Genomic DNA, 21,278 nt, shown 5'->3' with positions numbered 1-21,278 from the left:
GGTGGCGGTGGGGGTGGGGTGGGGGCAGTGCAGCGCCCGCCGGCGGGGGCCGGCGGGCGCTGTGGTGTGTGGAGGGGAGGGTCAGCCGGTGGCTTCGCTCATGGTGAGGTCGGTGATGACGACCTCCTTCTTGGGGTGGCCGCCACCGGCCTGCTGGGCGAACGCGCCGTCGTCGCCGGCGGCCGCCACGTCCTTGACGATGTCCATTCCGCCGGTGACGGTGCCGAGGACGGTGTAGTTCGGGTCCAGCGGCGAGTCACCGTAGACGATGAAGAACTGGCTGCCGCTGCTGGCCGGCTGGCCGGAGTTGGCCATCGCGATGACGCCCTCCGGGTACGGCGGCCGCATCTCGGTCGGCAGGTTCTCCTCCGCCATCCGGTAGCTCGGGCCGCCGGTGCCGTCGCTCTCCCGCCAGCCGTCGCCGGTGGCGCTCGGGTCGCCGCACTGGAGCACCTTGATGCCCTCGGTCACCAGCCGGTGGCACTTGGTGTTGTCGAAGAAGTTCTGCTCGGCCAGGTGGGTGAAGCTCGCCGCGGTGCACGGCACCGCCGACCGGTCGATCCGCGCGGTGATCGGGCCGAGGTTGGTGGTGATCGTCATGGTCTGGACGCCGGTGCGGCTCTGCTCGGCCTGCGGCAGGCCGACGTCCTTGGTCGTCGGGCTCCGCTCGCCGTCGGCCAGCTCGATCCAGTCACACTGCACCTGGCCGCCGCCCTCGGCGGTATTGTCGGTGCCGCTGTCGTCGCCGATCAGGCTGCTGGCCAGCCAGGCCGTGCCGGCAACCACCAGCAGCAGCACCACACCGGCCCCCACGACCGCCTGGGTCTGGCGGCGCTTACGGGCCCGTGCGGCCCGCTCGGCCATCTCCTTCTCGAGCCGGGCGCGGGCCGCCGCGCGCTGCCGCTCTCTGGTGGACGTCACGCCTCGATCCTCCTGGACTGTATGTGGATGCCGCTGCGGTGGGGTGGATCCCCGTGGCGCGGTCGGTGCCGGTCGCCGGGTGGTCAGCCGGCGTTCGGGCTGGCCTCCGGTGCGCCGGAGGGCTCCGGGCTCGGCGTACCCGTGGGACCGGGATCGGCGGGTGACGCCGGATCCAGCACGGGCTCGCCGACGGTCAGGCTCTGGATGACCACGTCGTTCTCCGGCTTGACCTTCTCCCCAGCCTCATTGTCCACCGTCGGCAGGGCGCCGATCGTCTCGACGACATCGAGGCCACCGGTGACCCGGCCGATGACCGGGAACCTCGGCTCGGCGGTGGTGAAGTCCTTGAAGAAGATCAGGAACTGGCTGCCGTTGGCACCCGGCGGGTTCGCGATCATCGCGACCGTGCCCTTGGGGTACGTCGGCGGCTCGTCCGGCGCCGGGCTGGGTTCCGGCGACGCCTCGGGGGCGGTGGGCACATTCTCGTCGTAGAACGAGTACGCCGGGCCACCCAGGCCGCTGCCGCTGGGGTCGCCGCAGCGCACCGCGCCGTCGGCGGTGATCTCGTGGCAGTTGGTGTTGTCGTAGAAGCCCTGGCCCGCCAGGTGGGCGATGCTCGCCGCGGCGCACGGCGCGTTCGCCAGGTCCAGCTCGACGGAGATCGGCTCGCCCTGGTTGGTGGTGATCGTCATCGGTCGGGTGCCGGTTACCGGCAGCCCGGTGGTGGCGGGCTCGCCCACGTCCTTGAGGTTGCTGTTGCCCTCGGTGTTCTGCGGGGTCCAGAGGCAGACCTCGTCGGCGGCGGTGTTCTCGGTCGGCTCCCGGTCGAAGGCGCCCAGCGCCCACGCCGAGCCGGCGACGACCAGCACGAGGATCAGGGCAGTGCCGACGCCGGCCTGGATCCGTCGGCGACGTCTGACGGCGGCGGCCCGGCGGGCCAGTTGCCGGTCGAGCTTGGCCCGCGCCAGTTTGCGCTGCCGGTCCCTGCTGGAAGCCACCCGTGCTCCCCTTTCCTCTACCCTGGTCGTCAGCCGGTGGTCGCGTACCCGTCGGGCGGCAGGTGCGCCACGCCACACGCCCGCCAGAGTGTACGGGTACCGGCTGGGAAAGTCGTGTACGAGGTCGGCGCTCGACTACATCGGGGTACGTCAGTGCCCCGTGGTGCCGGTGGGACGGATGGGGCCGGGACCGACGCGGGCGCCGGTTAGGCTGCCGGGAGGACGACTCGACGGAAGGGGAGCGGACGTGCTCGTGGCCGGCTTTCCCGCGGACGCCTTCGGCACCAACTGCTACGTGGTCGCCGCCGCCCCGGGGGAACAGTGCGTGGTGGTCGACCCCGGCATCGGGGTGATCGACCGGCTGGACGCGCTGCTCGCCGAGCATCGGCTGCATCCGGCCGCGGTGCTGCTCACCCACGGGCACCTCGACCACACCTTCTCCGTGGCACCGGTCTGCGGTGCGCGCGGGATCACCGCGTACGTGCACCCGGAGGATCGCGAGCTGCTGGCCGACCCGGCCAAGGGGCTGTCGGCGGAGCTGGCCCAGCTCTTCGGCGGGCGGCTGCCGTACACCGAACCGGACGACGTGGCCGAGCTGGCCGACGGGACGACGCTCGCCCTCGCCGGGTTGGAGATCACCGTCGACCACGCACCCGGCCATACCGGCGGGTCGGTGCTGTTCCGGTTGCCCGGCGCCGGCTCGCCCTGGGAGGCGGAGCAGATCTGCCTCTCCGGTGACGTGCTCTTCGCCGGCTCGATCGGCCGTACCGACCTGCCGGGCGGCAGCATGCCGACGATGCTCACCAGCCTGCAGAGCAAGATCCTTCCGCTGGCTGACGACACCGTCGTACTGCCCGGCCACGGCCCCGCGACCACCATCGGCCGCGAGCGCGCCACCAACCCGTACCTCGCCGAGGTGGCGGGGATGGGCGGTGCGCGACCGGCGGCCCCCACCCGCGGCCTGTAGCGGCCGCGCCGACTTTCCCCGCGCGGACCGCGCGGCACCCAAGGAGTACGTCATGAGCAAGCCCACGCCCATCTCCGGGTTCCCGGAGTGGACGCCCGCCCAGCGGATGATCGAGCAGTACGTGCTGGACCGGATCCGCTCGACCTTCGAGCTGTACGGCTTCGCCCCCCTGGAGACCCGGGCGGTGGAGCCGCTGGACCAGCTGTTGCGCAAGGGGGAGACCTCCAAGGAGGTCTACGTGATCCGGCGTCTGCACGGCGACCCGGAGGGCGCGGCCGGAGACGACACCCTCGGCCTGCACTTCGACCTGACCGTGCCGTTCGCCCGGTACGTGCTCGAGAACGCCGGCAAGCTGACCTTCCCGTTCCGCCGCTACCAGATCCAGAAGGTGTGGCGCGGCGAGCGCCCGCAGGAGGGGCGGTACCGCGAGTTCCTCCAGGCCGACATCGACATCGTCGACCGGGACACCCTCGCGCCGCACCACGAGGCGGAGATGCCGCTGGTCATCGGCGATGCGCTGCGCTCGTTGCCGATCCCGTCGGTCCGCATCCAGGTCAACAACCGCAAGATCTGCGAGGGCTTCTACCGGGGCATCGGGCTGACCGACCCGGAGGCGGCGCTGCGGGCGGTCGACAAGCTCGACAAGATCGGCCCGGCCGGGGTGGCGGAGCTGCTGGCCGCCACCGCCGGGGCGAGCGAGGCACAGGCCAAGGCGTGCCTGGCGCTGGCGGAGATCTCCGCGCCGGACGCCTCGTTCGCCGACGCGGTGCGGGCCCTGGGGGTGAGCCACCCGCTGCTCGACGAGGGCGTCGAGGAACTGGTCCGGGTGGTGGAGACCGCCGCCGCGCACTCGCCCGGCCTCTGCGTGGCCGACCTGCGCATCGCCCGAGGGCTGGACTACTACACCGGCACCGTCTACGAGACGCAGATGATCGGGTACGAGCGGTTCGGCTCGATCTGCTCCGGCGGTCGGTACGACAACCTGGCCAGCGCCGGCGCCACCCGGTTCCCCGGGGTCGGCATCTCGATCGGGGTGACCCGGCTGCTCGGGCTGCTCTTCGGCGCCGGTGCGCTCTCCGTATCGCGGGACGTGCCCACCTGCGTGCTGGTGGCGGTGGCCAACGAGGAGCTGCGCGGGGCCAGCAACTCCGTTGCCGAGGCGCTGCGCTCCCGGGGCATCCCCACCGAGGTGTCGCCGAGCGCCGCCAAGTTCGGCAAGCAGATCCGGTACGCCGAGCGGCGCGGCATCCCGTACGTCTGGTTCCCCGGCGCGGACGGCGCCGCCGACGAGGTGAAGGACATCCGCTCCGGCGAGCAGATCGTCGCGGCGGCGGGGGAGTGGGCGCCACCCCGGGCGGATCTCACGCCGCTGGTGAGCTGAGCCCCGACGTTTCGGTACGCGGGGGCGACCCTGGGTGGTGCGGGGCGGACCTCGGTCGCGTTGGCGGAGTGAGCCCCGGGCGCGGCAGTCGCTGGCTCTCTCGACGACTGCCGCGCCCGAGGCGGTTCAGGGCGCCCCACCGTCTGGGTCGTGGGTGCCGGGCGGTCCGGGCGGGGGGTGTCGGTCAGGCGGGGGAGTCCAGGGGCAGCAGGAGGCAGCTGGAGGTGGCGTGGGCGACCAGGCGGGACCGGCCGTCGGTCAGCCGGGCCTCCGCCAGGGCGGTGCGCCGACCGCGTTGCAGCACGGTTCCCTCGCAGCGCAGCGTCCCGGAGTCCACGGTGACCGGGCGGAGGAACTTCACGTTCAGGTCCAGCGAGGTGTAGCCGACGCCGACCGGCAGGGTGGTGTGCACGGCGCAGCCGGCGGCGGTGTCCAGCAGGGTGGAGATCACCCCGCCGTGCACCGTGCCGAGCGGGTTGTAGTGGAACTCCTGCGGCTCCAACTCGACCACGACCCGACCCTCGTCGGCCTCCATCCGGGCCATGTCGATCAGGTGCATCACCGGCGGGGCGGCCAGCTCGCCGCCGATCATGGCGCGGATCAGCTCCAGCCCGCTGCGCCGGCCGACCTGGGTGGCGTTGATGCTCGGGTCGGACCAGGAGAAGGTGCGGCTGCGTGCCGCGCCCTGCGTCTGCGTCATGGACTCAGCCTGGCAGTGGTTGCTGAGTCTGTCAATCAGACCTAGCCTCATGGGCATGAGACCCGCGGCCCTGGACTGGTCGGTCGACAACTGCACCGTCGCCCGCGCGATGGAGATCCTCGGCGAGAAGTGGACCCTGGTCGTGCTGCGCGAGGTGTTCAGCGGGGTACGCCGCTTCGACGACATGCGGGTGCGCACCGGCGTACCCCGGCAGGTGCTGACCAACCGGCTGGCCACCATGGTGGAACAGGGGGTGCTGCGCCGCGAGCCGTACCGCGAGCCGGGTAGCCGGCTGCGCCACGAGTACCGGCTCACCGCCAAGGGGCTGGACCTGTGGCCGGTGCTGGTCGCGGTGCTGGCCTGGGGTGACCGGTATCTCGCCGATCCCGAGGGTCCGCCGCTGAGCGTCGGGCACCGCGACTGCGGAGCCGAGATCCGCGTCGAGCTGCACTGCGTGGCCGGTCATCCCGTCACCGACCCCCGCGATGTGCTCCCCCGCCCCGGCCCCGGCGCCCACCCCCGCTGACCCCCTCCCGCCCTCCCCACACCCCTCCCCACCCTCCCGCCGCCGCGATCTTGCACTTGTGGTCGTTCCAAACCAGGGTGAAAGTCGCGTATTGGGGACCACAAGTGCAAGATCGACGCAGGTGAGAGGGCGGGGGAGGGCGGGAGGGGCGGGGTGGGGGTGGGGGGGTTACCAGGCGAAGCCGGCGGGGTAGGAGACGGTGGCGAGGACCTGCTGGCCGGTGGCGTTGGGGTGGAAGTAGTCCCAGCTGGAGAGCTGGTTGAGGGTGAACGGGTAGCCAAAGACGGCGTTGCCGTCGTACCGGCAGTTCGAGCCGTACGCGGCGCAGGCCGCCGCGAGCTGGCCGTTGAAGTCGACCACCCGCTGCCGTACGCGGTTGCGCCGGTCGACATCGGCCTGTGCGGTGGAGGTGGGGCTGGCCAGGATGGACTGGCAGATGCTGAAGAGGGACCAGGCGGTGCGAGCGCTGCCGCTGTCCTTGCCGACCGACCAGAGGCGGTGCACGTCCGGGATGCTGATCACGTAGACCCTGGCGTTCGGCAGACCGGCCTTGAGCCGGTTCAGGCCGGAGTCGATGTTCGCCCGGAAGGTGGCCACCGAGGTCATCGTCGACTCCGAGCTGGTGCAGGCGTCGTTCGCGCCGATCAGGACGGTCACGTAGTCGACCCCCTGGCTGACCGCGGTGCCGGCCTGGCCGTACAGGTCGGCGGACTTCGCGCCGGTGCTGGCGGCGTTGTGGTTGCGGCCGTTGATGGCCGAGTTGACCCCACGGATTCGCAGGTAGTGGCTGTTCACGGCGGAGTCGCCGCCGGTGCTGAACGAGCGGTTGGTGCAGTCGACGTACCACCCGCAGGCGTTGAAGCCACGGGTGATGGAGTCACCGAGACTCGCCATCGAGGTCGGTGGTGGGCCGGGGTCGGCCGTTGCGGGGCTGGTGAGGAGCAGGACGAGGGCGGTGGCGCCGGCGAGGGCAGCCAGCGTGCGTCGGACGAGGGTCATGGTGGCCTCCGGTTCACGGGTTGCCGGATTGCGGCGGTGACCAGAGCGTATAGATGACCTTCTGTGTCCACAATGTTTCGGACGGGTTGCCTGGGGCCGACGGGTGAAACCGGGCAAAGGGGGGTCTTGTTTAGGATCTTAAATATGTGAATACTTTCCCTCGCTCGGCCATTTCCCCAGGTGGTCGAGCTGCCCCCGCCCCTGTCGCCGTGACAGGGCCTTAACCCCCAACCGGGAGGCTGTTACATGCGACCCACAAGGTCAATGCTGCGTCGCGTCGTCACCGTCGCCGCCGCCGGAACCCTGGTCGCCGGCACGCTGCTCGGCGCGCCGGCCCAGGCGGCACCCGCGTCCGTCTCATCCGACGCCGCGGCCGCCCTCGCCGAGCGGCTCGGTGAACGTGCCGCCGGCAACTACGTCGACGCCGCCGGCAAGATGGTCGTCGCCGTCACCGACTCCCTCGCGGCCCGCCAGGTGGCTGCCGCCGGAGCCACCCCCAAGATCGTCAAGCGCGGTGCCGCCGAGCTGAACCGGGCCACCGCCGAACTGGACCGCTCCGCCGCGATCGCCGGCACGGCCTGGTGGGTCGACCCGGTCACCAACCAGGTCGTCGTCTCCGTGGACAGCACGGTGACCGGTGCGAAGCTGGAGCGGGTCAAGGCGGCCGCCGCGCGGACCAACGGCGCGGTACGCATCGAGGCCGAGGCCGGCGTACTGAGCACCCGCATCTCCGGCGGCGAGGCCATCTACGCCCAGGGCGGCGGGCGCTGCTCGCTCGGCTTCAACGTCCGGACCGGCAGCACCTACTACTTCCTCACCGCCGGGCACTGCACCAGGATCGCCGCGAACTGGTACAGCAACTCGGGTCAGACCTCGCTGCTGGGCACCCGCGCCGGCAGCAGCTTCCCGGGCAACGACTACGGCATCGTCCGGTACAGCAACCAGAGCACCGTGCAGCCGGGCAACGTCTACCTGTACAACGGCAGCTACCGCGACATCACCGGGGCCGGCAACGCGAGCGTCGGCCAGTCGGCGCAGCGTTCGGGCAGCACCACCGGGGTGCGCAGTGGCTCGGTGACCGGGCTGAACGCCACGGTCAACTACGCCGAGGGCCAGGTTCGCGGCCTGATCCGCACCAACATCTGTGCCCAGCCCGGTGACAGCGGCGGCTCGCTGTTCAGCGGCGGCACCGCGCTCGGCCTGACCTCCGGCGGCAGCGGCAACTGCAGCAGCGGCGGCACCACGTACTTCCAGCCGGTCGTGCCGGTGCTGAACGCCTACGGCGTGAGCGTCTACTGATCCTCGTTACCGATCTACCTGCTCCGCCAGCGGGCCGCCGGATTCCTCCTCCGGCGGCCCGCCCGCGTGCCTGGTGGGTTCTTGGGTTAGGCGGGGGCTCTGCTCCACACCGGGCGTCAAGAAGTGGCCCTTCCTTGCACCCGTCGAACGGGGACGGGTGGGTGCTGACAGAATGCCGGGAGCAGAGACGTAGTACAGACGAGGGAGACGCACGTCGTGATCCGTACCCATGACGCCGGCAGCCTGCGCGCGACGGACGCCGGCACCACGGTGACGCTCGCCGGGTGGGTGGCCCGCCGGCGCGACCACGGCGGTGTCATCTTTGTCGACCTGCGGGACGGTTCCGGCGTGGTCCAGGTGGTCTTCCGCGAGGAGGACGCGCACGCCCTGCGCAACGAGTACTGCGTCAAGGTCGTCGGTGAGGTCACCCGGCGGCCCGAGGGCAACGAGAACCCGGAGCTGCCCACCGGCGAGATCGAGGTGACGGCGGCCGAGCTGGACGTGCTCTCCGAGGCCGCGCCGCTGCCCCTGCCGGTGGACGACCAGGTGGTGGCCGGCGACGACGTCCGACTGAAGTACCGCTACCTCGACCTGCGTCGCGGTGGGCCGGCGCGGGCGATGCGGCTGCGCTCGCGGGCCAACCAGCTGGCCCGCGCGGTGCTGCACGAGCGCGACTTCCTGGAGATCGAGACGCCGACGCTGACCCGGTCCACGCCGGAGGGCGCCCGCGACTTCCTGGTCCCGGTCCGCCTGCAGCCCGGCAGCTGGTACGCGCTGCCGCAGTCGCCGCAGCTGTTCAAGCAGCTGCTGATGGTCGGCGGCATGGAGCGCTATTACCAGATCGCCCGCTGCTACCGCGACGAGGACTTCCGCGCCGACCGGCAGCCGGAGTTCACCCAGCTCGACATCGAGATGTCCTTCGTCACCGAGGACGACGTGATCGACCTCGGCGAGGCGATCGTCGCCGCGCTCTGGTCGGATCTGGCCGGCTACGACATCCCCCGGCCGATCCCGCGCATCACCTGGCACGACGCCCTGGCACGGTACGGGTCGGACAAGCCCGACCTGCGCTACGGCGTGGAGCTGACCGAGCTGACCGACTACCTGCGCGGCACCCAGTTCCGGGTGTTCGCCGGGGCGATCGACGCGGGCGGCTACGTCGGCGCGGTGGTCATGCCCGGTGGCGCCGGCCAGACCCGCAAGGAACTGGACGGCTGGCAGGACTGGGCCAAGGCGCGCGGCGCGCGGGGCCTGGCGTACGTGGTGCTCGACGCCGAGACCGGCGAGGCGCGCGGTCCGGTGGCGAAGAACCTCTCGGCCGAGCACCTGGCCGGGCTGGCCGACGCCGTCGGCGCCAAGCCGGGCGACGCGGTCTTCTTCGCCGCGAGCGGCGAGACCCGCGAGGCGCAGGAACTGCTCGGCGCGGCCCGCGTCGAGATCGCCCGGCGGGCCGGGCTGGTCGACGAGAGCGCCTGGGCGTTCTGCTGGGTGGTCGACGCGCCCATGTTCGAACGGACGGACGAGGGTGGTTGGACCGCCGTGCATCATCCGTTCACCTCGCCGAACGCCGAGTGGGTCGACCGCTTCGAGGAGGCGCCGGACCGGGCCCTGGCGTACGCGTACGACATCGTCTGCAACGGCAACGAGATCGGCGGCGGCTCGATCCGTATCCACCGCCGCGACGTGCAGCAGCGGGTCTTCGACCTGCTCGGCATCTCGCCCGAGGAGGCGCAGGACAAGTTCGGCTTCCTGCTGGAGGCGTTCAGCTACGGCCCGCCCCCGCACGGCGGCATCGCGTTCGGCTGGGACCGGGTCTGCATGCTGCTCGCCGGCGCCGAGTCGATCCGCGAGGTGATCGCCTTCCCGAAGACCCGGGGCGGCTTCGACCCGCTGACCGGCGCCCCCACCCCCATCACCGGCCAGCAGCGCGCCGAAGCCGGCATCGACGCCAAGCCCAAGCCCCACCCCGCCCCCACCCACCCCGGCACCGCCGGCCCCGCCGCCCCCGTAGCCGACCCCACCTAACCCACCCCACCCCCGCGTCCCTCCGCGTTGATCATGAAGTTAGCGGGGCGACACGCCGAAGCGCGGCCCGCTAACTTCATGATCGACGTGGTCGGTCGGTGGGAGGCGGGGCGATGCGGGTGGTGTTGGTGGTCGGGGGGAGTGGGTTGTTGGGGCGGGAGGTGTGTCGGCGGGCCCTGGGGGTGGGGTTGCGGGTGGTGGGGACGTACCACTCGGGTGAGGTGGGGGTGCGGGGGGTGGTGGGGCGGCGGGTTGATGTGACCGATCGGGCGGCGGTGCGGGCGCTGGTGTCGGAGGTGCGGCCCGACGCCGTGGTGTCCACCCCCTACCGGTACGGGGACTGGGCGGTCACCGCCGACGGGGCGGCCAACGTGGCGTACGCCGCCGCCGAGGCCGGGGCGCGGCTGGTGCACATCTCCAGCGACGCGCTGCACGCCGGGCGCCCCGAGGCGTACGCCGACGACGACCCGCCCACGCCGATCTTCCCGTACGGGGCGGCGAAGGCGGCCGCGGAGACGGCGGTACGGGCGATCGATCCGGCCGCCGTGTTGGTGCGTACCTCGCTGATCCTGGGAGAGGGGAGCAAGCAGATCCAGCTCTGCCGGGACGCCCTGGCCGGACGGGCGACCCTGTTCACCGACGAACTCCGCTGCCCGATCGATGTCGGCGACCTCGCCGCCGCCGTACTGGAACTGGTGCCCTCCACCGTCGCCGGCCCGCTCAACGTGGCCGGCCCGGACGCGGTCAGCCGCGCGGAGTTGGGCCTGCTGGTGGCCCGTCGGGAGGGCATCGACCCGGCCGGCCTGACGACCACCACCGGGGCCGCCGCCGGGGTGGTGCGCCCCACCGAGGTACGCCTCGACTCCTCCCACGCCGCCGGTCTGCTCAGCACCCGGTTGCGCGGCGTCACCGAACTGCTCGCCGCCTAGTGACACCGCACTAGCCCCGACGCGGACAGCGGTGCCCCTTCAACACCTTTGGGTGCAGCTCTTGTCGCTGGAGCAGCAATAACTGCACCCAAACCCCAGTGACCCTCCACCTCCACCCCCGCGACCATCCCAAGCACAGGTTCTATGCACAACTATTGTGCATAGAACCTGTGCACAGTTACTGTGCATTCATGACGGAGGAAGAGGGGCGACCCGCGCCACGGCGGGTCCGGATCGATCACCGGCAGGTCCGCGCGCTGGCGCATCCGCTGCGGACCCGGCTGGTCGGCGCGTTGCGGGTGAAGGGGCCGGCCACCGCCACCGCCCTCGCCGAGCTGCTGGACACCAACACCGGCGCCACCAGCTACCACCTGCGCCAGCTCGCGGAGGTCGGGCTGGTCGTCGAGGAGCCCGACCGGGGGACCGGTCGGCAGCGCTGGTGGCGGGCCGCGCACGACGTCACCAGCTGGGAGAACACCGACTTCGACGACGACCCGGACGCCCGCGCCGCGGTCGAGTGGATCCAGGCCGAGCAGGTGCGCCTCTTCATCGAGCACACCGAGCGCTGGTTCGCCGTACGCGACCAGTGGTCGCCGCAGTGGCGCGACGCGTTCGGCATGAGCGACGCCTTCATGACCATTCCGGCGACGCGGTTGACGGCGCTCCAGGCGGAGCTGTGGCAGATCCTGGAGCGCTACCGCGCCGAGGCCGATCCGGGCGAGCCCGGTGCCGAGCAGGTGCAGATTTTCCTCGCCTCCTTCCCCCTGCTGCTCGGGGCGAAGCGATGAGTCAGCTCTCCGTACGCCAGATCCGGCGTCGTTTCCTGATCCTGCACGGCCTGCGCTGGCTGCCGACCGGCCTGCTGCTCCCGGTGATCATCCTGTTGATGCAGGAGCGGGGTCTGACCCTGGCCCAGATCGGCCTGGCCGCCGCCGCCCAGGGGGTGGTGGTGCTCGCCCTGGAGCTGCCCACCGGCGGGTTCGCCGACGCCCTGGGCCGCAAGCCGGTGCTGGTGGTGGCCAGCGTGGTCGGCCTCGCTTCGATGGGCCTGCTGCTGGTGGCGGACTCGTTCGTCCTGCTGGCCACCGTCTGGGCGTTGCAGGGGGTGTTCCGCGCGCTGGACAGCGGCCCCCTGGAATCGTGGTACGTCGACAGCACCCTGGCCGCCGACCCGGATGCCGCGTACGAGAAAGGGTTGGGCCAGGGCGGCACCGTGCTCGGCCTGAGCATCGCGGCCGGCGCGCTGCTCAGCGGCGGCCTGGTGGCTCTCGGCCCGCTCGGTCCGGTCAGTGCGCTCACCACACCGATCGTGGCCGCGCTCCTGCTCCAGGCGGTCGCCCTGGTGGCGCTGCTGACGCTGCTGGTGGAGCAACGCCCGGCGGTCGGTCCGACCGCGCTGCGGGCGTCGGTCCGCGCCGCCCCGCGCATGGTCGGCGAGGCGTTCGGCCTGCTGCGCCGCTCCCGGGTGCTGCTCGCCCTGGTCGCGGTCGAGTTGTTCTGGGGGTTCGGGATGGTCGCCTTCGAGATGCTGCCGCCGGTGCGGTTGGCCGAGGTGGTGGGGGATGCCGACCGGGCCGCCGCCCTGCTCGGCCCGGCCACCACCGTGGCGTGGCTCGCCTCGGCCGGCGGTGCCGCGCTCACCCCGCTGCTCATCCGCTGGCTCGGTGCCGCACCCGGCGCGGCTCTGCTGCGGATCGTGCAGGGTGCGATCGTGGTCGGCATGGCCCTGTTCGCCGGCCCGGTCGGCTTGCTGATCGCCCTCGTCGCCTGCTACGCGGTGCACGGCGCGGCGAACCCGCTGCACATGGGGCTGCTGCACCGGCAGGTCGACGGCCCGTACCGGACCAGCGTGATCTCGGTGAACTCGATGATGAGCATGCCGGCAGCCGCGCTGGGCGGCGTGTTGCTCGGCGTCGTCGGCGACCGCGCCGGGGTGAGCGCGGCGATGCTGGTCGGCGCGGTGGTGCTGGCCGTCGCCGCGCCGCTGTACCTGCCGGCGTGGCGGGCCGGCCGCCAAGCCGGCGACACAACCGGCGACGCGACCGGCGGCGGGGGCGTCGGTCTGGCGGACCGGACCGAGGTGAGCGAGCAGGTGCCGACGTAGCCGAGTGCCGGGGCAGGGGTGATCCACGGTGGAGATTGGCGAGCCGACCGATCGGGTACATCCCGCGCCGACCTACTGGAACCCCCACCGGAGGAATGCCATGCTCGCCATCGCCGCGGCCGCGGTCTTCGGCTTCGCCCTGCTGCTCGACCTGCTGGACACCAACCTCGGCGCGCCGGACCTGTTCAACTGGAACACCCTCGTGCTGATCGGACTGCTGCTGCTCGCGCTCTACCTGGCCGGCGTGGGCCGGGGCCCGCGCGGCGGCGGTGGCGGTCGCTGGTACCGGGGCCGTCGGCCGGGGCGCGGCTGACCGGAACGGATCACCTCGGGCTCGGCCGGTGGCGCGATTCCGGCGTTGCCGGCCGAGCCCGGTACTGTTCTCGTGATGGAGTCCGACGCCCTCTTCACCCTCGGTGAACCCGCAGCAGCACCCGGTGCGCAGGCGGGTGCCGGCGGCGTCGGCGGCTTCGCCGCGGTCGGGCCGGACGCGCCGCTGCCGGTCCGGATGCGCCCGGCCGACCTGGACGAACTCGTGGGCCAGGAGCACCTGCTCACACCCGGTGCGCCGCTGCGGCAACTGGTGGCCGGCAGCGCGCCGATGTCGGTCATCCTGTGGGGCCCCCCGGGCAGCGGCAAGACCACTATCGCCCACCTGGTCGCCGGCGCCACGGATCGGCGCTTCGTCGCCATGTCGGCGCTGTCGGCCGGGGTGAAGGACGTCCGGGCCGTGATCGACACCGCCCGGCGGCAGCGGCGCGCGGGCGGCCCGCCGACGGTGCTCTTCATCGACGAGGTGCACCGGTTCAGCAAGACCCAGCAGGATTCGCTGCTCGCCGCCGTGGAGGACCGGACCGTCACGCTGCTGGCGGCGACCACGGAGAACCCGTACTTCTCGGTGATCTCCCCGCTGCTGTCCCGGTGCGTGCTGCTCACCCTCCGGCCGCTCGACGACGCGGCGGTACGCGGACTGCTGCGCCGGGCGATGGCCGACGAACGTGGTCTCGCCGGTGCGCTCACCCTCGCGCCCGAGGCCGAGGAGCACCTGGTCCGGCTGGCCGGTGGGGATGTCCGCAAGGCGCTCACCGCGCTGGAGGCGGCCGCCGCGTCGACGACCGCGCTGGGCAACGAGCGGATCGACCTGGCCACCGCCGAACGGGCGGTGGACACGGCGGCCGTGCGCTACGACCGGGCGGGCGACGCCCACTACGACGTGACCAGTGCCTTCATCAAGAGCATGCGCGGTTCGGACGTGGACGCCGCGCTGCACTGGCTGGCCCGGATGCTGGTCGCCGGGGAGGACGCGAGGTTCATCGCGCGGCGGCTGGTCATCTTCGCCAGCGAGGACGTCGGCATGGCGGACCCGGCCGCCCTCGGCGTGGCCACCGCCGCGGCCCACGCGGTGGAGTACGTCGGCCTGCCCGAGGCGCAGCTCAACCTCGCCCAGGCGGTGATCCACCTGGCCACCGCACCCAAGTCCAACTCGGCCACCACGGCGGTCGGCGCGGCGATCGCCGACGTACGGGCCGGCCGCGGCGGCCCCGTTCCCCGGGGCCTGCGGGACGCGCACTACTCCGGTGCCCGGGGCCTCGGGCACGGCACCGGCTACCGCTACCCGCACGACGACCAGCGGGGTGTGGTCAGCCAGCAGTACGTGCCGGACGATCTGGTCGGCACCGACTACTACCGGCCGAGCCAGCACGGCGCGGAGCGGTCGGTGGCCAGCCGGCTGCCGTTGCTGCGCCGGATCGTCCGCGGGCTGCCCACCCCCGCCCGCACGGACGAGTCGACGGTGGGCGGTCCGGTGCAGACGCCGACGCCGTCCGGCGTCGACGGCAGCCGCCTGACGGCCACGGAAGCCGCCTCGGCGGATGAGGTCGGCGCCAGCGCCGACGGGAGGGGTCAACAGTGAGATCGTCGGAGCGACCGGACGACGGCCCGGACGAGCGGCGCGGCAAGGCCCGCCGCTGGGGCCGGAGCAGATCCGAGGCCGCCCCGGAGGAGCCGGGCGGCGGCGAGGACTTCGGCTGGATCGACGACCTGCGTTCGGCCAAGCAGGAGCGCGGCCAACTGGGCCCGGACGGTGTCGCGCCGGCACCGGAGCCTCCCGCCGCGCCCAGGCCGGGCCCGGACCGCCCGGGCCAGGCGCCGCCCGCCGCACCCAGGTCCGGTCCGGATCGCCCCGGTCAGGCGCCGCCCGCCCGACCCGGCCCGGCACCGGCGGGCCGTGGGGCACCCGGCGTACCCGTGCCACCCCCGCCCGGCCGGGGGCCGGTGCCGCCGGCCCGCCCGGCGCCGCCGGATCCGGCGGCCGGCCCGCCCGCCGCGCCACCGCTGCGCCGGGGGGCGGCCGAACCGCCCCGCGCGCGACCGGTGGACGGTCCCTGGCCGGGAAACCCCTCCGTGCGGACGCCCACCGGCCCACCGCCTGTCGGCCCACCGCCTGCCGGCACCCGGGAGCGGCCACCGGCCGGCCCGCCGTTCGGCGCCGGTCGCCCCGAGCCCGGTGCGCCGCACACCCCGCCGCACACTCCGCCGGGCGGCTGGCCGCAGCAGCCGGAGGCCGCCGGGCGCCGGGCGCGTCCCGGCGAACCGGTTGCCGGTGCGGCCGGGCCCCGGTCCGTACCGGGGGGTGGTCCGGTCGCCGGTGCCCCGGCCGCCGGGCCGGTGTCCGGGCCGCCGCAGTCCCGTGTCCCGGGCCCGGAGTCGCCGCGACGAGGTCGACGCGCCGTACCGGATGCCGCCGCCGACCCGGCCGGTGGCCGTGGTGCCGGCCGGACGGCACCGGAAACGACGCCCGTCTCCGGTGCGCCGGGCATGACGCCCGCCGCCGGTCGACCGGTCGGCGCTCCGGCCGGCGGCCGGCGGGCCGGTCGCCGGCGAGCCGCCGAGCCCGAGGACAACCAGGCGGTGGTGCCGCTGTCCGGCAACGCGCCGTCGATTCCCGGCGTACCGTCCACCAACCCGGTCGCACCGGTCAGCGGCGGGAGCGCCCCCACCGGCCGCGGGACCGCACCGGACGCGTCGACCGCCACCGGCGGCCGGGGCCGTCGGGGAGGCACCGAGGCGGATCGGCCGCAGGACCCCGCCGCCGCCCGGGGCCGGCGGGCGGCCGACGAGCAGCCGTCCGGGCGGCACGGCGTCGTGAGTGGAAACGCCGCGGAACCGCCATCCGGCGGCCGGGCCGGCGACGGCCGCACCGTTCGCCCGGAGCGACCGGCCGACTGGCTCAGGCAGGCCGGCCGCCCCCACCACACCGATCCGGCGCTGCCGACCATCACCAAGCGACCCGCGCCGCCGTCCGGTGCCCCGATCGGTCGCGGCGCAGGCACGCCGCCCGGCGGTACGCCGGCGGCCGGTGAGCGCCACGGCGCGGACGCCGCCGGCTCGGCCGGCCGGCCGAACGCCAGGGCCACGCCGGCTCGGCCACCGGTTGACGGACGTCGTGGCGCCGACCCCGGGCCGCAGCGTCCGGGTGTCGGTACGCCGCGCCCCGCCGACGCGCCGCCCACCGGACGTGGCCGCCCGACTCCCACCTCCGGCCCACCGGCCCCCGGTGCGGGTGTGCCCGAGCCGTCGACGGGTCGGCCCGGCTCTGCCCCGCTGACCGGCGGCGCCCGGCCGGACGGTGCCCCCGCCGGCCCGCCGCGCGGTGCGGCCCGTCCGGACGGGCCGCCGGCGACGAGGGGAACCGCCCGTCCCGACGGCGCGCTCACCGGCCCGTCACGCGGTGCCGCCCGCATCGACGGGATGGCCGGTGGCGCCGGCCGTCCGGGCGGACCGCCGCCGGCCCCCGCCCGTGGCGCGCCGCGGCCCGACACCGGCCCGCGTGGCGGTGCGGTGCCGGGCGACCCCACCCGGGCTGGCGGGGAACGCCCCGAACCACCCGGATCGCCGGCCGTGGCCCGGGCCGCGGCCTCGGTGCGACCGGACGACCGGCTGGCCGGCCGGGCCGCCCCGCCGCACCGGAACCCGGCCCGTCCCGAGCCCTCCGGCGTCCCGCCGGTGCCGCCGACGCGTACCGGCGAGGGTCCGGCGGTGGCCCGGGCCGCGGCCGCCGTGGCGCCCGTCGCGCCGGTCGACCCGCGGGCCGGGATGCAGCCGTCGGTACGGCGCCCCGGCGAGCCGGAGAACGCGACCACCGGACGGCCCGAGGACGACCTCTCCGACGACCGTGACGAGTCCCGTCGGCCGGCTCCGGGGTCTCCGCGGCTGCGCACCGCGATCCTGGTGCTGGCCAGCCTGCTCCTGCTCGGCGGGGTGCCGGCGTACTTCGGCATGGAGACCTCGGACCGGGATCCGGTCTTCGTCTCGCTGGACGAACTGGAGGTGCCGCCCTGGGCGGCGGTCGATCCGGTCGACGACGTCAGCGGCAGCCAGTGGTGCCTGCTCGACTGCCGGTTGCGGGAGCGCACCGCCACCTCCGACCGATCGACGGAGGAGACGGCCCAGGCGTACGAGGCGGCGCTGACCCGGGACGGCTGGCAGCCGTGGCGGCCGAACTACTGCCCCGAACAGGAGGAGAAGGGGAGCTACACCTGCTGGCGGCGGGACGAGATGACCCTCGACCTCTGGGTCCGGGAGCGGACCTGCGTACCGCCCCCGGTCGACGGCGAGCCCGCGGTGGTGCCCTCGCTCGACCCGTCCACCGCGGCGCAGGAGTGCCCCGGATCGTTGGTGTCGGTGAAGGTACGCAACGCGATCGACGACGACCGGACGCGACCACAGCCGAGCACCGACCCGTCACTGACCGGTGAGGATCCCTTCCCGACACTGACCGATGATCCGTTGGGGGAGTTGACGCCCTCACCACCGTCCTGAGCCGATCGTCATCACGGACGGTAGGGTCAGGTTCTGGTCGGGCGACTCGGGGGATCTCGTGCCCGAGACACTGTTTGAGGAGGACAGGGCGTGGGCTTTTTGGAGGTTGCGGCGCTGATCGCGGCGATCGCGTTCGCGATGCTGGTGCTGATCCTGACGCTGCCCATCCTGCGGCTGCGGCACACCGTCGACGCCACCACTCGGATGATCAACGACCTCAACGACCGGACCGCGCCGCTGCTCGGTGACGTCAACACCACGGTGCGCAACGTCAACGTGACGTTGGAGCAGGTGCAGACCTCACTCGACGGCGTGAACCTCCAGCTGGCCAAGGTCGACACCATGACCAGCCACGCGCAGAACATCAGCGCCAACGTCGCCAACCTGGTCACCGTGGTCTCCGCCGCGGCGGCGAACCCGCTGGTCAAGGTGGCCGCGTTCGGCTACGGGGTGCGCAAGGCCGCGTCCGCCCGCCGGCACGCCGAGACCGAGCGCGAGGTCCGGGACACCATCAAGTCTCAGCGGCGCGCCGCCCGGCGCGGGAACCGCTGACCGACCGGGACCGGGAGATACGAGCATGAGGCGCCTCTTCTGGCTGGGCATCGGGCTGGCCGTCGGCGTGGTGGTGGTCCGCAAGGTGACCCGCGCCGCGCACGCGTACACCCCGGCCGGCATCGCCGACAACCTGTCACAATCCGCTGGCGGCCTGGTCGAGGAGGTGCGTAGCTTCGTGGCGGACGTACGCGCCGGGATGGCCGAGCGGGAGCACGACATCCACGAGGCGTTCGCCCAGGGCGAGGCGTTCGACGACCAGTTCGCCGAGCTGCGCGAGGACCCGCGTATCGGCGATCGAGAGATTTTTCCGGAGGAACACCAGCGATGAAGACGGCGGAGATCAAGCGGCGGTACCTCGCCCACTTCGAGGCGAACGGGCACACCGTGGTGCCGTCCGCTCCGCTGCCCGCCATCAGCGACCCGAACCTGCTGTTCGTCAACGCCGGCATGGTGCAGTTCGTCCCGTACTTCCTCGGCCAGCAGACCCCGCCGTACCGGCGGGCGGTCAGCGTGCAGAAGTGCATCCGGACGCCGGACATCGACGAGGTCGGCAAGACCAGCCGGCACGGGACGTTCTTCCAGATGAACGGCAACTTCTCGTTCGGTGACTACTTCAAGGAGCAGGCGATCCCGCTCGCCTGGGAGCTGTCCACCAAGCCGGTCGACCAGGGCGGGTTCGGCCTGGATCCCGAGCGGATCTGGGCGACCGTGTACCTCGACGACGACGAGGCGTACGACATCTGGCGCCGCACCGGCGTGCCGGACGCCCGGATCGTGCGGCGGGGCAAGGCGGACAACTTCTGGTCGATGGGGATTCCCGGTCCGTGCGGCCCGTGTTCCGAGCTGTACTACGACCGGGGCCCGGCCTACGGCCGCGAGGGCGGCCCGGAGGTCGACGAGGACCGCTACCTGGAGTTCTGGAACCTCGTCTTCATGCAGTTCGAGCGGGGACCGGGCACCGACAAGGAGAACTTCCCGATCCTGGGGGAGCTGCCGGCGAAGAACATCGACACCGGCATGGGCCTGGAGCGGATGGCCTCCCTCCTCCAGGGGGTGGACAACCTCTACGAGATCGACGAGGTCCGGCCGATCCTGGACCGGGCGGCCGAGCTGACCGGCAAGCGTTACGGCGCGCAGTCGGGTCACGCGGCCACCCAGTCGCACCCGGACGACGTGCGGCTGCGGGTGGTCGCCGACCACGTGCGTACCGCGTTGATGCTGATCGGTGACGGGGTGACCCCGGGCAACGAGGGCCGGGGGTACGTGCTGCGGCGGATCATGCGCCGGGCGATCAGGGCGATGCGGCTGCTCGGCTGGCAGGAGCGGGCGCTGCCCGAGCTGCTGCCCGTGGCGCGCGACTGCATGGCCCCGTCCTACCCGGAGCTGTCGGCGGACTTCGACCGGATCTCGGCGTACGCGTACGCCGAGGAGGACGCGTTCCTGGCCACGCTGCGCGCCGGCACCACGATCCTGGACACCGCGATCGCGCAGACCCGCACCGCGGGCGGTGCGGCGCTGTCCGGGGAGAAGGCGTTCCAGCTGCACGACACGTACGGCTTCCCGATCGACCTGACCCTGGAGATCGCCGCCGAGCAGGGCCTCACCGTCGACCAGGACGGCTTCCGCCGGCTGATGGCCGACCAGCGCGCCCGGGCCAAGGCCGACGCGCAGGCCCGCAAGACCGGGCACACCGACCTGTCGGCGTACCGCTCGGTGCTCGACGCGGGCGGGCCGGTCACCTTCACCGGTTACACCGAGGTGGCCCGCGAGTCGACGGTCCGGGCGGTGCTCGGCACCGAGGGTGCGCGCGCGGCGGCGGTCGAGGGGGACCTGGTCGAGCTGGTGCTCGACACCACCCCGTTCTACGCGGAGGGCGGCGGCCAGCAGCCCGACCTCGGCATGATCACGGTGGGCGGCGGCCAGGTCGAGGTCCTCGACGTGCAGCAGCCGGTGCCGGGCCTGATCGTGCACCGGGCCCGGGTGCTGCGGGGCGAGGTGCGCGCGGGTGAGACCGGCTACGCCGAGATCGACACCAGCCGGCGGCGGGCCATCTCCCGGTCGCACACCGCGACCCACCTGGTGCACCAGACGATGCGCAACTTCCTCGGCGAGTCCGCCACCCAGGCCGGTTCGCTGAACGCCCCGGGCCGACTCCGGTTCGACTTCAACACCGCGACCGGGGTGGCGCCGAGCGTGCTGCGCGACGTGGAGCAGCAGGTCAACGAAGTGCTCCTGGCCGACCTTGAGGTGCACGCCTTCGTCACCTCGCTGGACGAGGCGCGTCGCATCGGCGCCATGGCGCTCTTCGGCGAGAAGTACGGCGAGCAGGTCCGGGTGGTCGAGGTCGGTGACTACGCCCGCGAGCTGTGCGGCGGCACCCACGTGGCCCGCTCCGGCCAGCTCGGCCTGGTGAAGATCCTCTCCGAGTCGTCCATCGGTTCCGGCGTACGCCGCGTCGAGGCGCTCGTCGGCATGGACGCGTTCAACTTCCTGGCCCGCGAGCATCTGCTGGTGGCCCGCCTCGCCGAGCTGTACCGAGTCCCCGCCGAGCAGGTCGCCGACCGGGTCGAGCAGACGGTGACCCAGCTGCGCGACGCGGAGAAGGAGCTGGAGAAGCTGCGCGCGCAGCTGGTGCTCGGCGGCGCGGCGGCGCTCGCCGCCCAGGCCAAGGATGTGCGCGGGGTCGCCTACGTGGGCACCGAGGCGCCCGAGGGGGCGGCCGGCAACGACGTACGCACGCTCGCCCAGGAGATCCGGGGCCGGATCGACCCGGCGCGGCCCGGCGTGGTCGCGGTGGCGGCCCGGGCCGGTGGCAAGGCGTCCCTGGTGGTGGCCGTGAACCCGGCCGCCCGCAGCCGGGGCCTCGCCGCCAACGACCTGGTCAAGGCGGCGTTCTCCGGGCGTGGCGGCGGCAGCCCCGAGCTGGCCCAGGGCGGTGGGCTGCCCGAGTCGGAGGTGCCGAGGCTGCTGCTCACGGTCGAGCAGGCGGTCGCCGGGGCGTGACTCACCAGCGGGGCGGATCAGGGCGGGCCGGGTCGGTCCGCCCTGACGCG

General features: G+C 73.4%; 18 protein-coding genes. 14 read left to right on the top strand and 4 right to left on the bottom strand.

The genetic code is table 11. The annotated features are described in order from the left end of the window. Positions 1-81 precede the first annotated feature (81 nt). Together O7615_RS32270 and O7615_RS32265 are read right to left on the bottom strand one after the other, a co-directional pair. On the bottom strand, positions 82-921 hold the full coding sequence (locus O7615_RS32270) for a peptidylprolyl isomerase (protein ID WP_278181569.1): 840 nt from the start codon (positions 919-921) through the stop codon (positions 82-84). Positions 922-1,004: 83 nt separating this feature from the next. Then, complete coding sequence (locus O7615_RS32265) at positions 1,005-1,919, bottom strand: peptidylprolyl isomerase (RefSeq protein WP_278181568.1); 915 nt, start codon at positions 1,917-1,919, stop codon at positions 1,005-1,007. 247 nt (positions 1,920-2,166) lie between these two features. On the opposite strand from O7615_RS32265, the gene O7615_RS32260 reads away from it, so the two are divergent. Together O7615_RS32260 and hisS are read left to right on the top strand one after the other, a co-directional pair. Further along, a complete protein-coding gene (locus O7615_RS32260) occupies positions 2,167-2,886 on the top strand; it encodes an MBL fold metallo-hydrolase (RefSeq protein WP_278181567.1) in 720 nt (239 codons plus the stop codon). 52 nt (positions 2,887-2,938) lie between these two features. Next, positions 2,939-4,267 (top strand): histidine--tRNA ligase, encoded by a 1,329-nt coding sequence (gene hisS, locus O7615_RS32255; RefSeq protein ID WP_278181566.1) that lies wholly within the window; start codon positions 2,939-2,941, stop codon positions 4,265-4,267. A gap of 184 nt (positions 4,268-4,451) precedes the next feature. Here the strand turns inward: hisS and O7615_RS32250 are convergent, their stop codons facing one another. Further along, the gene (locus tag O7615_RS32250) at positions 4,452-4,967 is read right to left on the bottom strand and encodes a PaaI family thioesterase (RefSeq protein ID WP_278181565.1); all 516 of its coding nucleotides are present in this window, start codon (positions 4,965-4,967) and stop codon (positions 4,452-4,454) included. A 55-nt stretch (positions 4,968-5,022) separates the two neighbouring features. Here O7615_RS32250 and O7615_RS32245 point away from each other — a divergent pair, with 55 nt between their 5' ends. Further along, a complete protein-coding gene (locus tag O7615_RS32245) occupies positions 5,023-5,493 on the top strand; it encodes a helix-turn-helix domain-containing protein (protein ID WP_278181564.1) in 471 nt (156 codons plus the stop codon). Positions 5,494-5,661: 168 nt separating this feature from the next. Here the strand turns inward: O7615_RS32245 and O7615_RS32240 are convergent, their stop codons facing one another. Further along, positions 5,662-6,492, bottom strand: a complete 831-nt coding sequence (locus O7615_RS32240) for an SGNH/GDSL hydrolase family protein (protein ID WP_278181563.1) — start codon at positions 6,490-6,492, stop codon at positions 5,662-5,664. 246 nt (positions 6,493-6,738) lie between these two features. Here O7615_RS32240 and O7615_RS32235 point away from each other — a divergent pair, with 246 nt between their 5' ends. The 11 genes from O7615_RS32235 to alaS all read left to right on the top strand — a co-directional run bounded on the left by O7615_RS32235 (position 6,739) and on the right by alaS (position 21,228). Further along, positions 6,739-7,791 (top strand): S1 family peptidase, encoded by a 1,053-nt coding sequence (locus tag O7615_RS32235; protein ID WP_278181562.1) that lies wholly within the window; start codon positions 6,739-6,741, stop codon positions 7,789-7,791. A gap of 216 nt (positions 7,792-8,007) precedes the next feature. Beyond that, positions 8,008-9,816, top strand: coding sequence for an aspartate--tRNA ligase (gene aspS / locus O7615_RS32230; RefSeq protein ID WP_278181561.1), 1,809 nt, complete (start codon positions 8,008-8,010; stop codon positions 9,814-9,816). Between the two features lie 113 nt (positions 9,817-9,929). Continuing rightward, positions 9,930-10,745 carry a sugar nucleotide-binding protein gene (locus tag O7615_RS32225; RefSeq protein WP_278181559.1) on the top strand — a complete coding sequence of 272 codons (816 nt, stop codon included), beginning with the start codon at positions 9,930-9,932 and terminating at the stop codon, positions 10,743-10,745. 191 nt (positions 10,746-10,936) lie between these two features. Beyond that, positions 10,937-11,533, top strand: a complete 597-nt coding sequence (locus O7615_RS32220) for a helix-turn-helix domain-containing protein (protein WP_278181558.1) — start codon at positions 10,937-10,939, stop codon at positions 11,531-11,533. Beyond that, positions 11,530-12,849 carry an MFS transporter gene (locus O7615_RS32215; RefSeq protein ID WP_278181557.1) on the top strand — a complete coding sequence of 440 codons (1,320 nt, stop codon included), beginning with the start codon at positions 11,530-11,532 and terminating at the stop codon, positions 12,847-12,849. Before O7615_RS32220 ends, O7615_RS32215 begins: the two co-directional genes overlap by 4 nt. A 100-nt stretch (positions 12,850-12,949) precedes the next feature. Further along, on the top strand, positions 12,950-13,162 hold the full coding sequence (locus O7615_RS32210) for a hypothetical protein (RefSeq protein WP_347405138.1): 213 nt from the start codon (positions 12,950-12,952) through the stop codon (positions 13,160-13,162). Positions 13,163-13,237: 75 nt separating this feature from the next. After that, positions 13,238-14,761, top strand: coding sequence for a replication-associated recombination protein A (locus O7615_RS32205; protein WP_278181555.1), 1,524 nt, complete (start codon positions 13,238-13,240; stop codon positions 14,759-14,761). Between the two features lie 2,300 nt (positions 14,762-17,061). Further along, a complete protein-coding gene (locus O7615_RS32200) occupies positions 17,062-17,670 on the top strand; it encodes a hypothetical protein (RefSeq protein ID WP_278182312.1) in 609 nt (202 codons plus the stop codon). Between the two features lie 90 nt (positions 17,671-17,760). After that, a complete protein-coding gene (locus O7615_RS32195; RefSeq protein WP_092374911.1) occupies positions 17,761-18,222 on the top strand; it encodes a DUF948 domain-containing protein in 462 nt (153 codons plus the stop codon). 25 nt (positions 18,223-18,247) lie between these two features. Next, positions 18,248-18,553 carry a hypothetical protein gene (locus tag O7615_RS32190; RefSeq protein ID WP_278181554.1) on the top strand — a complete coding sequence of 102 codons (306 nt, stop codon included), beginning with the start codon at positions 18,248-18,250 and terminating at the stop codon, positions 18,551-18,553. Beyond that, entirely contained in the window at positions 18,550-21,228 is a 2,679-nt protein-coding gene (gene alaS / locus O7615_RS32185) for an alanine--tRNA ligase (protein ID WP_278181553.1), read from the top strand. The genes O7615_RS32190 and alaS overlap by 4 nt, the downstream gene beginning before the upstream one ends. Positions 21,229-21,278 lie beyond the last annotated feature (50 nt).

Source organism: Micromonospora sp. WMMD1082, from assembly GCF_029626175.1.
Taxonomy (GTDB): Bacteria; Actinomycetota; Actinomycetes; order Mycobacteriales; family Micromonosporaceae; genus Micromonospora.
Note: the sequence above shows the minus strand (reverse complement) of the source record. Positions and strands in the feature narration are given on the sequence as shown.